Raw genomic sequence first — 15,768 nt, forward strand, 5'->3', positions numbered from 1 at the left:
CCGAGCCATGCTCAATACGCTGCGCAAGATCGTCCAGGAAGTTAACTCCGCCAAGGATCTCAAGGCGGCGTTGGGGATTATTGTGTTGCGCGTCAAAGAGGCCATGGGCAGCCAGGTCTGCTCGGTCTACCTGCTTGATCCGGAAACCAATCGCTTCGTCCTGATGGCCACCGAGGGCTTGAACAAGCGCTCGATCGGCAAGGTCAGCATGGCCCCCAACGAGGGTCTGGTCGGTCTGGTCGGCACGCGTGAAGAACCCCTGAACCTGGAAAACGCTTCGGTTCACCCGCGCTATCGCTACTTCGCCGAAACCGGTGAAGAGCGTTACGCCTCGTTCCTCGGTGCACCGATCATTCACCACCGCCGCGTCGTCGGCGTGTTGGTCATCCAGCAGAAAGAACGCCGCCAGTTCGACGAAGGTGAAGAAGCCTTCCTCGTGACCATGAGCGCGCAGCTTGCCGGCGTAATCGCCCACGCCGAGGCCACCGGTTCGATCCGTGGTCTGGGCCGGCAGGGCAAGGGCATTCAGGAAGCCAAGTTCGTCGGCGTACCGGGTTCGCCGGGTGCTGCCGTCGGTACCGCCGTGGTCATGCTGCCGCCGGCGGACCTGGACGTGGTGCCGGACAAGACCATCACCGACATCAACGCCGAGCTGGCGCTGTTCAAGACCGCCATCGAAGGCGTGCGCGCCGACATGCGCGCCTTGTCCGCCAAACTGGCGACCCAGTTGCGCCCGGAAGAGCGCGCGCTGTTCGACGTCTACCTGATGATGCTCGACGATGCCTCGCTGGGCAGCGAAATCACCACGGTGATCAAGACGGGGCAGTGGGCTCAGGGCGCGCTGCGTCAGGTGGTCACTGAGCACGTCAACCGTTTCGAACTGATGGACGACGCCTACCTGCGCGAGCGCGCCTCGGACGTCAAAGACCTTGGCCGCCGTCTGCTCGCCTATCTGCAGGAAGAGCGTCAGCAGAACCTGGTCTACCCAGAAAAAACCATTCTGGTCAGCGAAGAGCTGACGCCGGCGATGCTCGGCGAGGTGCCGGAAGGCACGCTGGTCGGTCTGGTCTCGGTACTCGGTTCGGGTAACTCCCACGTCGCGATTCTGGCCCGGGCCATGGGCATTCCGACGGTGATGGGCCTGGTCGATCTGCCGTACGCCAAGGTCGACGGCATCGAAATGATCGTCGACGGCACCCGTGGCGAGGTCTACACCAACCCCAGCGAAGTGCTGCGCAAGCAGTTCGCCGAGGTCGTCGAGGAAGAGAAACAACTGGCGCTGGGCCTCGACACCCTGCGCGACCTGCCGTGCGTGACCCTCGATGGCCACCGCATGCCGCTGTGGGTCAACACCGGCCTGCTCGCCGATGTGGCGCGGGCGCAGAAGCGTGGCGCTGAAGGGGTCGGCCTGTACCGCACCGAAGTGCCGTTCATGATCAACCAGCGCTTCCCGAGCGAGAAGGAACAGCTGGCGATCTACCGCGAACAGCTTGCCGCGTTCCACCCGCAACCGGTGACCATGCGCAGCCTCGACATCGGCGGTGACAAGTCGCTGTCGTACTTCCCGATCAAGGAAGACAACCCGTTCCTCGGCTGGCGCGGTATCCGCGTCACCCTCGACCACCCGGAAATCTTCCTCGTGCAGACCCGCGCGATGCTCAAGGCCAGCGAAGGCCTGAACAACCTGCGGATTCTGCTGCCGATGATCTCCGGCACTCACGAACTCGAAGAAGCCCTGCACCTGATCCACCGTGCCTGGGGCGAAGTGCGCGACGAAGGCACCGACGTGCCGATGCCGCCGATCGGCGTGATGATCGAAATCCCGGCAGCGGTGTACCAGACCAAGGAACTGGCGCGGATGGTCGACTTCCTCTCGGTCGGCTCCAACGACCTGACCCAGTATCTGCTGGCGGTAGACCGCAACAACCCGCGCGTCGCCGACCTCTACGACTACCTGCACCCGGCGGTGCTGCAAGCCCTGCAAACCGTCGTTACTGACGCCCACGCCGAAGGCAAACCGGTGAGCATCTGCGGCGAGATGGCCGGTGATCCGGCGGCGGCGGTGCTGTTGATGGCGATGGGTTTCGACAGCCTGTCGATGAACGCCACCAACCTGCCGAAGGTGAAGTGGATGTTGCGTCAGGTGAACCTGAGCAAGGCGCAGGAGATGCTGGCGGAACTGATGAAGATCGATAACCCGCAGGTTATCCACAGCTCGCTGCAACTGGCGCTGAAGAATCTCGGGTTGGCGAAGATGAATTCGCCGGTGGTGACCAAGGCTCTCTAAAGATCAAAAGCCCCTCACCCTAGCCCTCCCGAAACGTCGGACCGCCCAGAGGGAGAGGGGACTGATTGGGGGATGCTGCAGAACTCCGTCGACCTGTAAGTGCTTTGCTGAATCCATAATCGACTCGATCTTTCAGGTCGATGTATACCGCAAGACACCTCGGTCGGCCCCCTCTCCCTCCGGGAGAGGGCTGGGGTGAGGGGCTGCTGTTAGACACAAACCTCAACTTCCCCGAGATGCCCGCCATACGGCCCAAAACTGCGCTCGACCATCTGCCGCGTCCCGTCTGCCTGCACGATCAACGCTGTACTCGCCCGCGTGCCATAACTCTGGCTGGCAATAAACACGCTCGACAACAACGACTCCGTCGCCATGCCTACCCCGGTATCCGGCAACTCCGCCTCGGGTGCGGTCTGCGCATCGCTCAGCAAGGCCAGCAACCGCTCAGGCTGCGGATCATTCAGCACCGCGCTCAACGCCGCCTTGGCCTTGAGCACTTTCGGCCACGGCGTATCCAGCCCCGCGTTGGATAACCCATAAACTCCAGGCTGCAACATCACCGGCTCTGACGCTCGTGCATTGAAGTGCCACAACTCATGGGCATTGCCCAGCAGCAGATTGAACCCGGCATATTCGGCGGCACGACCCACCACATCGCTCAAATAATCATCAATCGACAGATCAGCCGTGAGAAAGCGCGCCACCAGTTCGCCTCGGGATTTGGTCGCGGGCGGCTGTTGCGGATCGCGGATATTGGTCAGCGCGGCGAAGCGTCCGTTGCTGCCGATCCCCAGCCAGGTGCCGCCAGCCTCAAGATCACGCCCGGCATGCACATGCGGCGCCTCGGGCCACGGCGCCAATGGCAGGCTGGGGCGGGCGTAGAACTCGTCGCGGTTGGCCGCGACGATCAGCGGCTGGGCATGGCCCGGGCGCCAGGCGAAAACAATCAGGCACATAAGGTGGTCCTTGTGTGTTTTTTGCCCACTCTACGCATCCGGCGTCCGTGCATCCATCGCCAGTGGAGCAGAAGGCTGCGCATCCGTTAACATGCCGCCCCTGTTTTGCCGATGCGTGCTGGAGACGGTCATGGAATTTCTGCTCTACCTGGCGCTCGGCGCCTGTGCGGGCGTGCTCGCCGGGCTGTTTGGCGTCGGCGGCGGGATCATCATCGTCCCGGTGCTGGTGTTCAGCTTCACCCTGCAGGGTTTCGATCAGTCGATTCTTACGCCCCTGGCGGTGGGCACGTCGCTGGCGACGATCATCTTCACCTCGGTGAATGCCGTGCGTGAGCATCACCGTCGGGGCGCGGTGCGCTGGGCGATTTTTCGCTGGATGACCGTGGGCATTCTGCTCGGCGCCGGTTTCGGTGCGCTGACCGCAGAAGCCATCTCCGGGCCGAACCTGCAAAAGATTATCGGCGTGTTCGCTCTGGTGATCGCCGTGCAACTGGCGCTGGATGTCAAACCCAAGGCCAGCCGAACGGTGCCGGGCAAACTCGGTCTGACCGCTGCCGGTACGGTGATTGGCTGGGCCTCGGCGATTTTCGGTATTGGCGGCGGCTCGCTGACCGTGCCGTTTCTGACCTGGCGCAGCGTGCCGATGCAGCAGGCGGTGGCGACCTCGTCGGCCTGTGGCCTGCCGATCGCTCTGGCCAGTGCAGCAAGTTTCATGATTCTGGGGTGGCACGATCCGTTGTTGCCGGCCCATAGTCTCGGTTTTGTGTATTTGCCGGCATTGTTGGGCATCGCCCTGACCAGCATGGTCTTCGCTCGGCTCGGCGCGCGTCTGGCGCACAGGTTGTCGCCGCGCTTGCTGAAAAGGCTGTTCGCCGCTTTGCTGTTCTGCGTGGGTTTGAGCTTTCTGCTCTGACCGCGTGGCAATCCTGGCTTAATCCTGAGGTGGCAGCGTCACCCGGGAATTTTGCTTTCAACTCTAACAAGGAGTCGCAATGCTGCCTTACCCGCAGATCGACCCGGTGGCCCTGGCCATCGGTCCGCTGAAAATCCACTGGTACGGTCTGATGTACCTGATCGGCATCGGCGGCGCGTGGCTGTTGGCGTCGCGCCGGCTCAACCGCTTCGACCCGACCTGGACCAAGGAGAAACTCTCCGATCTGGTGTTCTGGCTATCGATGGGCGTGATCGTCGGCGGCCGTCTGGGCTATGTGCTGTTCTATGATCTGAGCGCATACCTGGCCAACCCGACACTGATTTTCGAAGTGTGGAAGGGCGGCATGTCGTTCCACGGCGGATTTATTGGCGTGATGCTCGCGGCCTTGTGGTTCGGCAAGCGCAATGGCAAGTCGTTCTTCCAGTTGATGGACTTTGTCGCGCCGATGGTGCCGATCGGCTTGGGCGCCGGGCGCATCGGCAACTTCATCAACGCTGAGTTGTGGGGCAAGGCCACCGACGTGCCATGGGCCATGGTGTTTCCGCCGTTCAGCGATCCGGCGCAGTTGCCGCGCCACCCGTCGCAGCTGTATCAGTTCGCCCTCGAAGGCGTGGCGCTGTTCCTGATCCTGTGGATCTTCTCGCGCAAACCGCGCCCGACCATGGCGGTCTCCGGCATGTTCGCGCTGTTCTACGGCATCTTCCGTTTCATCGTCGAGTTCGTCCGCGTGCCTGATGCGCAGTTGGGCTATCTGGCGTGGAACTGGCTGACCATGGGCCAGGTGCTCTGCGTGCCGATGATTGTCGGCGGGCTGTTGCTGATCTGGCTGGCCTATCGTCGCGCCCCGGCAGCGCCGCTCGCGCCGACGGCTTAAACTACGAACCCCGGCGCGCGACGCCGGGGCTCCAAGGACACAGGTAACTCATGAAGCAATATCTCGAACTGGTCTCGCACGTCATTCAGAACGGCACCAAGCAGGCCAACCGCACCGGCATCAACACCATCAGTTTTCCGGGAGCGATGCTGCGTTTCGATCTGCAGGAAGGTTTCCCGGCGATCACCACGCGCAAAATGGCTTTCAAATCGGCCATCGGCGAGATGTGCGGGTTTCTGCGTGGCGTCAACAACGCCGCTGAATTCCGCGCGCTGGGCTGCAAGGTCTGGGACCAGAACGCCAACGAAAACGCGCAATGGCTGGCCAACCCGTTCCGTCAGGGCGACGACGATCTCGGTGAAATCTACGGCGTGCAATGGCGCAAGTGGCCGGCGTACAAGCAGATCCCGCTGAGCAACACTGCTGCCATCGAACAGACCCTGAGCAACGGCTACAAGCAGATCGCTCAGGGCGAAGAAGACGGCCAGGCCTACGTCGTGCTGTACAAGGCGATCGATCAGGTACGCCAGTGCGTCGACACGATCATCAAGGATCCGGGCAGCCGCCGCATTCTGTTCCACGGCTGGAACGTCGCCCAGCTCGATGAAATGGCCCTGCCGCCATGCCATCTGCTGTACCAGTTCCACCCGAACGTCGAGACCAAAGAGATTTCTCTAACTCTCTACATCCGCTCCAACGATCTAGGGCTGGGCACGCCGTTCAACCTCACCGAGGGCGCCGCGCTGCTGAGCCTGATCGGGCGCCTGACCGGCTACACGCCGCGCTGGTTCACCTATTTCATCGGCGATGCGCACGTCTACGAGAACCACCTGGACATGCTCAACGAACAGCTCAAGCGCGAGCCGTTTGCCATGCCGAAACTGAAGATCTCCGATCGCGTGCCGGAGTTTGCCAAAACTGGCGTATATCAGCCGGAGTGGCTGGAATTGGTCGAGCCGAGCGATTTCTCGCTGGAAGGCTATGAGCACCATCCACCGATGACCGCGCCGATGGCGGTCTAAACCACACCGCAATATTCCTGTGGGAGCGAGCCTGCTCGCGAAGAGGGCGTGTCAGTCGCAGATGTGTCGACTGATACACCGCTTTCGCGAGCAGGCTCGCTCCCACATTTGGTTGTGTGTTGGGCTCAGTGGCCGTGGCTACGGCCAACGTGGGAATGCTCAACTTCGGTTGCAACAACCCCGCCGCTCACTTCCAGCCGCTGCAAGATCCCGCATTGATCCGCCTCCGGCCCTTCGCCACAGCGTTGGCGCAGGTCGAGCAGTTGTGTCTGCAACGCCAATAACCCATCAATTCGCGCCTTCACGTGCTGAATATGTTCGTCGATCAGCGCATTGACGCTCTCGCACTGATCCTGCGGGCTGTCGCGCAGGGCGAGGAGGCTGCGGATTTCTTCGAGGGTCATGTCGAGGGTGCGGCAGTTGCGGATGAAGGTCAGGCGCTCGGCGTGGGCCTGGGTGTAGACGCGGTAGTTGCCGTCGCTGCGCGCCGGTTCCGGCAGGAGGTTTTCGCGCTCGTAGTAGCGGATGGTTTCCACCGCACAGTCGGTGAGTTTCGCCAGTTCGCCGATCTTCATGACGGCCATCTCCAAAAGGGTGCTTGACCCTATAGTGGCTACAGGGTCTTTACTTGGCAACAGGCACATTCATGGACGCGACCAATGAGCGATTCCCTGCACACCCACAAGCCCGGCGACGGTCACGATCACAGTCATAAATTGCAGCCCGTGCATAAACATGCGCATGGCGGCGATGCCTGCTGCTCGTCAAAAGCCGCCGCACCTGCGCGAGTGCAATTGAGCGAAAAGACCAGCGCCGACGCGCGCCTGAGCAGCTTCCGCATCGAGGCGATGGACTGCCCGACCGAGCAGACGCTGATCCAGAACAAGCTCGGCAAACTGGCCGGCGTGCAGCAGCTGGAATTCAATCTGATCAATCGCGTGCTTGGCGTGACCCACAATCTGCCGGGCACCGAGCCGATCACCGAGGCGATCAAATCCCTCGGCATGCACGCCGAGCCGCTGGAGGCGGGTGTCGATGCGCCGACACCGGCTGCGGTGAAAAAACACTGGTGGCCACTGGCGCTGTCCGGTGTGACCGCGCTGGGCGCCGAAGTCATCCACTTCACCAGCGCTGCCCCCGACTGGGTGGTGGCGATTGTTGCGCTGGTGTCGATCCTCAGCGGCGGCCTCGGCACTTATAAAAAGGGCTGGATCGCCCTGAAGAACCGCAATCTCAACATCAACGCGCTGATGAGCATTGCGGTGACGGGCGCGATCCTCATCGGTCAGTGGCCGGAAGCGGCGATGGTGATGTTCCTCTTCACCGTCGCCGAGCTGATCGAAGCACGCTCGCTGGACCGCGCGCGCAATGCGATCAGTGGCTTGATGCAGATGACTCCGGAGCAGGCGACAGTCTTGCAGGCTGACGGCGACTGGCGCCAACAAGAGGTCAAAAGCGTCGAACTGGGCGCCCGCGTGCGGGTGAAACCCGGCGAACGCATCGCCCTGGACGGCGCGGTGGTCAGCGGCAGCTCGACCATTGATCAGGCACCGATCACCGGTGAAAGCCTGCCGGTGGAAAAAACTGTCGGCGATAAAGTCTTCGCTGGCACCATCAATCAGGCCGGCTCGCTGGAATACACGGTCACCGCTGCGGCGAACAACTCGACGCTGGCGCGGATCATTCACGCCGTCGAACAGGCCCAGGGCGCGCGGGCACCGACGCAGCGTTTCGTTGACCAATTCTCGAAAATCTACACCCCGGCGGTATTCGTCTTCGCCTTGGCCGTGGCGATCATCCCGCCGTTGTTCATGGGCGCGGCGTGGTTCGATTGGATCTACCGCGCGCTGGTGCTGCTGGTGGTGGCCTGTCCGTGCGCATTGGTGATTTCCACCCCGGTGACCATCGTCAGCGGCCTCGCGGCGGCGGCGCGCAAGGGCATTCTGGTCAAGGGCGGCGTGTATCTGGAAGGCGGCTTCAAGCTCGATTATCTGGCGCTGGACAAGACCGGCACGATCACCCACGGCAAACCGGTGCAGACCGATTACCTGTCGCTCGAGCCGACCGCAGACGCCACGGCACCGGCCATCGCCGCCGCGCTGGCCGGGCGCTCCGATCACCCGGTGTCGCTGGCGATTGCCAGTGCCGCTGTGGATAAAAACTTCGCCGCGCTGACTGTGGATAACTTCGCCGCGCTAGGCGGGAGGGGCGTCAAAGGTGATATCAACGGCAAGACCTATCACCTGGGCAATCATCGTCTGGTCGAAGATTTGGGCCTGTGCTCGCCGCAGCTGGAAGAAAAGCTGTTCGCGCTGGAAAAACAGGGCAAATCCGTGGTGCTGCTGCTCGACAGCGCAGGCCCGCTGGCGCTGTTCGCCGTGGCCGACACGGTCAAGGAAACCAGCCGCGAAGCGATTCGTCAGTTGCATGAACTCGGGGTGAAAACCCTGATGCTGACCGGCGACAACGTCCACACCGCGCAAGCGATTGCCGCCCAGGTCGGCATCGACGAGGCGCGCGGCGACTTGCTGCCGACCGACAAGCTGCAAGCCATTGAAGATCTGTACAAGCAGGGCCACCGGGTCGGTATGGTCGGCGATGGCATCAACGACGCCCCGGCACTGGCCCGCGCCGAGATCGGTTTCGCCATGGCCGCCGCCGGCACCGACACCGCGATCGAAACCGCCGATGTCGCCCTGATGGACGACGATCTGCGCAAGATCCCTGCGTTCATCAGCCTGTCGCGCAACACCGCGAGTATCCTCAAACAGAACATCGCACTGGCGCTGGTGATCAAGGCGATCTTTCTTGCGGTAACCTTCGCCGGGCTGGCCACCATGTGGATGGCGGTGTTTGCCGATATGGGCGTGAGCCTGCTGGTGGTGTTCAACGGTTTGCGCCTGCTGCGTAAATAAACGTGAGGGATGGTTGTGCTGAGTGCCGAGCTGAAAGCGTTTTACATGGTCGCCCGCCTGGGCAGCATCACGCTGGCGGCGAAAAAACTCGGCCTCAGCCAACCGACCGTGACCACGCAGATTCGTAACCTGGAAAGCCAGTATTCGGTGGAGTTGTTCTACCGTGGCGGGCGCCGTTTAAGCGTCAGTGACGAAGGCGCGCGGCTGCTGCCGATGGTCAAGACCCTGTTGCAGCAAGAGGCGGACATCGAGTTTTTCCTGCGCAACAGCGGTCAGGTGCAGGGCACGCTGCGTATTGCCGCCACCGCGCCGTATTACATTCTCGATCTGGTAAAAACCTTCCGCGAGCGTTTGCCGCAGGTGGAAGTGTCGGTGGAAATCGGCAACTCGCAGCAGGTGCTTGAGGCTCTGGAGGATTACCGCGTGGATGTCGCGGCCTCGTCGCAGTTGCTCGACGATGCGCGGTTGATTCGCCGGGTACTCGGCACCGATCCGCTGGTGCTGGCGGTGCATCGCAATCATCCGTTGGCGGCGCAGGAACATGTGACGCTGAACGCGCTGGCCGGGCATACGTTGTTGATGCGCGAGCCGGGTTCGACTACTCGGCGCTTGACCGAAGAGTTGCTGGCCAGCGCCGGAGTAAGCTTCGGGCCGTTGCTGGAGATCGGCAGCCGCGAGTCAATTCGCGAGGCGGTGCTGCGCAATATCGGCATCAGCATCATCGCGCGGCAGGAAGTGCCGCATGATCCGCAACTGCGCGTGCTGACCATCGAGAATGCACCGCAGATTCCGGAGTATCTGTATTGCCTCAAAGAGCGCAAGGGTGCGCGTCTGCCGGCGGCGTTCCTCGGCTTGGCAAAAGAGATGTCTCCTGCGTAATGATCGTTCCCACGCTCCGCGTGGGAATGCAGCCCGGGACGCTCTGCGTCCCAAAAGCCGAACGCGGAGCGTCCGATGAGGCATTCCCACGCAGAGCGTGGGAACGATCTGCAGTGAACCAAAATCCCCAAATACCACTATCAGCCGTTTTTGCCTCGCTGCCACATGACGGACGCATTACAACTCTAGGATTGGCCTCATCCGTTTGCTGAGGTCCGTCCATGAATCCTGCCATCGCAACTGCCCTGACCAACCCCGGCGCGCCGATGAAAGTGCGCGGCGTGCACAAGCGTTTCGGTGCGTTCACTGCGCTGGATAACGTCTCCCTCGATGTCGCCGCCGGCGAACTGGTGTGCCTGCTCGGTCCGTCGGGCTGTGGCAAGACCACATTGTTGCGCTGCATTGCCGGGCTGGAGCAGCAGGACAGCGGCGAGCTGTATCTGGGCGATCGCGATGTCTCGCATCTTGCCCCGCAAGCGCGGGATTACGGGATTCTGTTCCAGTCCTACGCGCTGTTCCCCAATCTGACCGTCGAAGCGAACATTGCCTACGGCCTCGCCGGCAGCGGGCGCGATGAAGTGCGCCGGCGTGTCGGTCAGATGCTGGAACTGGTGGGCCTCAGCGGCAGTGAGAAAAAGTACCCAGGCCAATTGTCCGGCGGTCAGCAACAGCGAGTAGCGCTCGCTCGCGCATTGGCGCCGGCGCCGTCACTGCTGTTGCTCGACGAACCAATGTCGGCCCTCGACGCGCGGGTGCGCGAGCATCTGTGCACCGAGCTGCGTCAGCTGCAACGCAACCTCGGCATCACTACGCTGATGGTCACGCACAATCAGGACGAAGCGATGTTGATGGCCGACCGCATCGCGGTAATGAACAACGGCCGGGTCGAGCAGTACGCCACGCCGCAGGAAATCTACAACCGCCCCGCCACGCCGTTCGTGGCCGAGTTTGTCGGCCAGGGCAACTGGCTGCCGTTTCAGCGCAGCAGCGACAGTCACGCCCAGGTCGGCGGGATGAATCTGCGTCTGGCCGATGGCAGCGTGCACGGCGCTTCGGGTCGACTGTTCTGCCGCCCGGAGGCGATCAACGTCAATCCGCTGGTGCACGAAGAGAACCTGTTCCCGGCCAAGGTTCGCGAAATCACTTTCCTCGGCAACCGCTGCCGCATGAGCTTCGAACTCGATCAACTGCCGGGCCATGCGCTGCTCGCCGAACTCGCACCAGAAGCCATGCCGCGCCTCGGCGCCCAGCAAATCATGGTCGCCTTGCCGCCGCGCAGTTTGCAGGTGTTCGCCTGATGAACAGCAACCTTGCGCTGCCGCTACCGCACAAGCAGGTGCGACAGCCCTCGAAAGCCGAGATCGGTGATCGCCTGTTCGTGGTCGGCGGCAAAGTCCTCCTGCTGGTGTTGCTCGGCCTCGCGGTGCTGTTGCCGTTGCTGGCGATCTTCTGGCGCGGTTTCGGCAATGACGCCGGGCAGGGCGGTGGCTGGCTCGCGGCGAAGGAGTTGGTGACCAGCGCCAATTTCCACTGGTTGCTCGGCAACAGCCTGAAAGTGTCCCTCAGCGTGGCGGCCATTGTCGTACCGCTGGCCTACCTGTTTGCCTACGCGCTGCAACGCACGCTGATTCCGGGCAAAGGCATCTGGCGCGGGATCTCCCTGCTGCCGCTGATGGCGCCGTCGATGCTGCCGGGAATTGCGCTGGTCTATCTGTTCGGCAATCAGGGCATGTTGCGTGGGCTGCTCTCGGACAATATCTATGGCTTCTGGGGCATTGTGCTGGGCGAGGTGATCTACACCTTCCCCCATGCGCTGATGATTTTGCTCTCGGCATTGTCGCTGGCCGATGCGCGGCTGTTCGACGCCGCATCGAGCATGGGCGCCAGTCCGGCCAAAGCGTTTCGCAGCATCACCTGGCCGGCGACCCGCCAGGCGGTATTCGCTGCGTTCTGTCTGGTGTTCACCCTGACCATCACCGATTTCGGTGTGCCGGTGGTGGTCGGTGGCGACTATCAAGTGTTGGCGCTGGAAGCCTACAAAGCCGTGGTCGGCCAGCAGCAATTCGGTCGTGGCGCGTTGATCGGTATGGTGCTGTTGCTGCCGGCGCTGTTCAGTTTCGGTGTCGATGCATGGTTGCGTCGGCGTCACGGCGATTCCATGAGCGGGCGCGCGCAAGTGTTCAAACCGCTGCCGTCGAAAATGCGCGACGGCTGCTATCTGGCGATCGTTTTGCTGATTTGCGCCGCGCTGCTGCTGGTGTTCGGCATGGCGGTGTTCTCGTCGCTGGTGAAGTTCTGGCCGTACAACCTGTCGCTGTCGCTCAACCACTATCAGTTCAACGAGACCGCCGGCGGTGGCTGGCTCGCCTACGGCAACAGTCTGAAAATGGCGCTGGGCACCGCGCTGATTGGCAGCGTGCTGATTTTCACTGGCGCCTATCTGATGGAGAAAACCCGCACCCAGCGCGGCTTGAACCTGGCTTTGCGCATGCTCAGCTTCGTGCCGATGGCGGTGCCGGGGCTGGTGCTTGGCCTGGGTTACGTTTTCTTCTTCAACCTCAGCGGCAATCCGCTGCATGTGCTCTACGGGACGATGACGCTGCTGATCGTCTGCACCATCGCGCACTATCTGACCACCGCACAAATGACCGCGACCACCGCGCTGCGCCAGCTCGACGCCGAGTTCGAAGCGGCGGCGCTGTCGCTGAAGGCGCCGCTGTACCGGCATTACCTGCGCGTCACCGTGCCGATCTGCCTGCCGGCGCTGCTGGACATCGTGCGCTACCTGTTCGTCTCGGCGATGACCACGGTTTCCGCCGCGATCTTCCTCTACAGCCCCGACACCATCCTCGCGGCGGTGGCGGTGCTGAACATGGATGACGCCGGCAACGTCGGCGGTGCGGCGGCGATGTCGACCCTGATTCTGTTCACCTCGGCCGGCGTGTCGCTGCTGCTGGCGTGGGCTTCGCGCGGCCTGTTGCGCCGCTCCCAGGCCTGGCGGCAAACCGCGCCCGGTCACTGATTGCAAACCCGATCAACTCATCTACAGGAAAACGCTCATGTTCAAGCCTATGGCCCTGGCCGCTGCTGTGCTCGCGACTTTCAGCCTGAATGCCTTCGCGGCAAAAACCGAGTTGACGGTGTACACCGCCCTCGAAGCCGAACAACTGAAGTCCTACAAGGAGGCCTTTGAAAAGGCCAACCCGGACGTCGAGATAAAATGGGTGCGCGATTCCACCGGGATCATCACCGCCAAACTGCTCGCCGAAAAGGCTCGACCGCAGGCTGACGCGGTGTGGGGCCTGGCCGCGTCGAGCCTGGCGATTCTCGACCAGCAAGGCATGCTGCAAAGCTATGCACCGAAGGATCTCGGCAAGATCGGCGCGAACTACCGCGACGCCGCCAACCCGCCAGCCTGGGTCGGCATGGACGTGTGGGCCGCGACCATTTGCTTCAACACCGTCGAGGCTGAGAAGCAGGGTCTGAGCAAACCGGTCAGTTGGCAGGACCTGACCAAGCCTGAGTACAAGGGCAAGATCGTCATGCCCAACCCGGCGTCGTCCGGCACCGGTTTCCTCGACGTCAGCGCCTGGCTGCAGACCTTCGGCGAGAAGCAAGGCTGGGCGTATATGGACGGCTTGCACCAGAACATCGGCCAGTACGTTCACTCCGGTTCCAAGCCATGCAAACTGGCGGCGGCGGGGGAGTTTCCGATCGGGATTTCCTTTGAATACCCGGCGGTGCAGCTGAAGCGCCAGGGCGCGCCGCTGGACATCATCCTGCCGAAGGAAGGTCTGGGCTGGGAGATCGAAGCGACGGCGGTGATCAAAGGCACGCCGCATGAAGAGGCAGCGAAAAAACTCGCCGACTTCTCCGCCAGCGCCGAGGCGATGGATCTGTACAAAGAGAACTTCGCCGTGCTCGCGCAGCCGGGGATCGCCAAGCCGCAGACCGAATTGCCAGCCGACTATGAGCAGCGTCTGATCAAGAACGACTTTGCCTGGGCCTCGAAGAATCGCGACGAGATCCTGGCTGAATGGCGCAAGCGGTATGACGGCAAGTCCGAAAAAGTTGTCGCCAAGTAAGATCTTTATCGACTGACAAGGCCCCTTCGCGAGCAGGCTCGCTCCCACAGTTGCAATGCTGTCCCCTGTGGGAGCGAGCCTGCTCGCGAAAGCGGTTTCTCATTCAGAGCACCTCTACATGACACAACCCAAAGACTTGCTCATCATCGGCGCTGGCATCCTCGGTCTGTCCCACGCCTATGCCGCTGCCAAACGCGGCCTGAAAGTCGCGGTATTCGAACGCACCGCCACGCCCCTTGGCGCTTCGGTGCGCAACTTCGGCCAGGCGCTGGTGACCGGTCAGCCGCCCGGCATCATGCTCGAACTGGCCAAGGCCAGCCGCGAGATCTGGGGCGACTGGGCGCAACTTGCCGGCCTGCAGGTCAAGCGCAACGGCTCATACCTGTTCGCCCGCAGCGAGGCCGAAGAACACCTGCTCGAAGTCTTCTGCGCCGGCCGCGCGATCGAGCACGGCTACAACGTTGAGCTGCTGCGCGGCGCGGCGTTGCGTGATCTCTACGGCGGCCAGTTCAGCCATCACCGTGCTGTGTTGCACGGTGTCGATGATCAGCAGTTGTACTCGCGCGAAGCGATTCCGGCACTGATCGACTACTTGCGCCGCGACCTCGGCGTCGAGTTTCACTTTTCCACGCTGGTGCGCGACGTCGAGCCGGGGCGTCTGCACAGCACCGCCGGCAGTTTTACCGGCAAGCAGATCATCGTCTGCTCCGGCCACGATTATCAGACCCTGCTGGCCGAGCCGATTGCCGTGCTCAATCCGCAGATCTGTCGTTTGCAAATGCTCCGCGCCAGACCGCAGGTCGATCTCAATCTGCAACACGCCGTGCTCACCGGCCTGAGCTGCGTGCACTACGGCGCCTTCGCCGATTTGCCGCAAGCCGCAGCGGTGCAGGCGCAGATCCTCCGTGAGCAACCGCACCTGCACGCCAACGGCATTCACCTGCTGATCAGCCCGACGCCGTATGGCGAGCTGATCATCGGCGATTCGCATCATTACGGCAGCGATGCGTCACCGTTCAACGCCGAACAGGTCGATAACTGGATGCTCGAACTTGCCGAGCAGACGCTGGGCTGCCAGGTGCAAGTGGTCGAACGCTGGCAGGGCGTCTATGGTGCTCGTGGGCCGGGGCCGTTTTCATTCCTGCGCCCGGCACCGGGCCTGAGCGTGGCGCTGATGCACACCGGCGTCGGCATGAGCGTCGGCCCGGCGCTGGCCGAACGCAACATCGCGCAGTTACTGGAGGAAGCATGAATCACGAACAGGTGATCGCCCGGGTGTTCGGCCTGTATGAACGCTTCGGCGCCAGCGATTACATCGGCGAACCGGTGTCGCAACTCGAGCACATGTCCCAGGCCGCAGAACTGGCCATGGCTGAAGGCTGTGACGATGAAGTGGTGCTGGCGGCGTTCTTTCATGACATCGGCCATTTGTGTGCCGAGGGCGCGGAAAACATGGGCGGTTATGGCGTGGTCAGCCATGAACGGCTCGGTGCGGATTATCTGCGTGAGGCAGGTTTCAGCGAGCGGCTGGCTCGACTGGTGGAATATCACGTCCAGGCCAAACGCTATCTGACCTTGCGCGAGCCGGGCTATTACGCGCGGTTGAGTGAGGCGAGTCGCAGGACGCTGGACTATCAGGGCGGGGTGATGAGCGCGGCTGAGGCGGATGCGTTCGAGGCTGATCCGTTGTGTGTGCTGAGTTTGCGCATGCGGCGCTGGGATGAGTTGGCGAAGGAGATGGCGGTGCCGGTGATGGATCTCGGTTTGCTGAAGGAGAAGGCGGCGCGGCTGCTGGCGGTGTAATCCAAGTAACCGA

The 15,768-nt window shown here is 62.4% G+C and carries 13 protein-coding genes; 11 read left to right on the forward strand and 2 right to left on the reverse strand.

The genetic code is table 11. From position 1 onward, the window contains the following. The first annotated feature begins 7 nt into the window (after nt 1-7). Nucleotides 8-2,287 carry a phosphoenolpyruvate--protein phosphotransferase gene (gene ptsP / locus AC0IXA_RS15105; RefSeq protein WP_024014698.1) on the forward strand — a complete coding sequence of 760 codons (2,280 nt, stop codon included), beginning with the start codon at nt 8-10 and terminating at the stop codon, nt 2,285-2,287. 209 nt (nt 2,288-2,496) lie between these two features. Here the strand turns inward: ptsP and AC0IXA_RS15110 are convergent, their stop codons facing one another. After that, a complete protein-coding gene (locus AC0IXA_RS15110; RefSeq protein WP_471813727.1) occupies nt 2,497-3,243 on the reverse strand; it encodes an NRDE family protein in 747 nt (248 codons plus the stop codon). A gap of 130 nt (nt 3,244-3,373) precedes the next feature. Between AC0IXA_RS15110 and AC0IXA_RS15115 the strand changes: the two genes are divergently transcribed. From AC0IXA_RS15115 to AC0IXA_RS15125, 3 genes are all read left to right on the forward strand, one after another. Beyond that, the gene (locus tag AC0IXA_RS15115; protein WP_471813729.1) at nt 3,374-4,156 is read left to right on the forward strand and encodes a sulfite exporter TauE/SafE family protein; all 783 of its coding nucleotides are present in this window, start codon (nt 3,374-3,376) and stop codon (nt 4,154-4,156) included. Between the two features lie 79 nt (nt 4,157-4,235). Continuing rightward, nucleotides 4,236-5,051: a prolipoprotein diacylglyceryl transferase gene (lgt, locus tag AC0IXA_RS15120; RefSeq protein WP_016772683.1), complete on the forward strand. Its 816-nt coding sequence runs from the start codon at nt 4,236-4,238 to the stop codon at nt 5,049-5,051. Nucleotides 5,052-5,101: 50 nt separating this feature from the next. Continuing rightward, nucleotides 5,102-6,073 carry a thymidylate synthase gene (locus tag AC0IXA_RS15125; RefSeq protein WP_076564469.1) on the forward strand — a complete coding sequence of 324 codons (972 nt, stop codon included), beginning with the start codon at nt 5,102-5,104 and terminating at the stop codon, nt 6,071-6,073. 125 nt (nt 6,074-6,198) lie between these two features. On the opposite strand, the gene cadR is transcribed toward AC0IXA_RS15125, so the two are convergent. Then, nucleotides 6,199-6,648 (reverse strand): Cd(II)/Pb(II)-responsive transcriptional regulator, encoded by a 450-nt coding sequence (gene cadR / locus AC0IXA_RS15130; RefSeq protein WP_016772685.1) that lies wholly within the window; start codon nt 6,646-6,648, stop codon nt 6,199-6,201. A gap of 84 nt (nt 6,649-6,732) precedes the next feature. Between cadR and AC0IXA_RS15135 the strand changes: the two genes are divergently transcribed. The 7 genes from AC0IXA_RS15135 to AC0IXA_RS15165 all read left to right on the forward strand — a co-directional run bounded on the left by AC0IXA_RS15135 (nt 6,733) and on the right by AC0IXA_RS15165 (nt 15,755). Continuing rightward, nucleotides 6,733-8,988: a heavy metal translocating P-type ATPase gene (locus AC0IXA_RS15135; protein ID WP_471813731.1), complete on the forward strand. Its 2,256-nt coding sequence runs from the start codon at nt 6,733-6,735 to the stop codon at nt 8,986-8,988. Between the two features lie 15 nt (nt 8,989-9,003). Further along, nucleotides 9,004-9,867 carry a LysR family transcriptional regulator gene (locus AC0IXA_RS15140; protein ID WP_197892680.1) on the forward strand — a complete coding sequence of 288 codons (864 nt, stop codon included), beginning with the start codon at nt 9,004-9,006 and terminating at the stop codon, nt 9,865-9,867. Between the two features lie 221 nt (nt 9,868-10,088). Beyond that, on the forward strand, nt 10,089-11,165 hold the full coding sequence (locus AC0IXA_RS15145; RefSeq protein WP_434767042.1) for a putative 2-aminoethylphosphonate ABC transporter ATP-binding protein: 1,077 nt from the start codon (nt 10,089-10,091) through the stop codon (nt 11,163-11,165). Then, on the forward strand, nt 11,165-12,889 hold the full coding sequence (locus AC0IXA_RS15150) for a putative 2-aminoethylphosphonate ABC transporter permease subunit (protein ID WP_471813733.1): 1,725 nt from the start codon (nt 11,165-11,167) through the stop codon (nt 12,887-12,889). The genes AC0IXA_RS15145 and AC0IXA_RS15150 overlap by 1 nt, the downstream gene beginning before the upstream one ends. Before the next feature lie 37 nt (nt 12,890-12,926). Next, a complete protein-coding gene (locus AC0IXA_RS15155; protein WP_042606530.1) occupies nt 12,927-13,952 on the forward strand; it encodes a putative 2-aminoethylphosphonate ABC transporter substrate-binding protein in 1,026 nt (341 codons plus the stop codon). Nucleotides 13,953-14,070: 118 nt separating this feature from the next. Continuing rightward, nucleotides 14,071-15,204 (forward strand): TIGR03364 family FAD-dependent oxidoreductase, encoded by a 1,134-nt coding sequence (locus AC0IXA_RS15160; RefSeq protein ID WP_471813735.1) that lies wholly within the window; start codon nt 14,071-14,073, stop codon nt 15,202-15,204. Then, a complete protein-coding gene (locus AC0IXA_RS15165; protein ID WP_471813737.1) occupies nt 15,201-15,755 on the forward strand; it encodes a phosphonate degradation HD-domain oxygenase in 555 nt (184 codons plus the stop codon). Before AC0IXA_RS15160 ends, AC0IXA_RS15165 begins: the two co-directional genes overlap by 4 nt. Nucleotides 15,756-15,768: the final 13 nt, after the last annotated feature.

Source organism: Pseudomonas sp. AC083 (assembly GCF_979253165.1).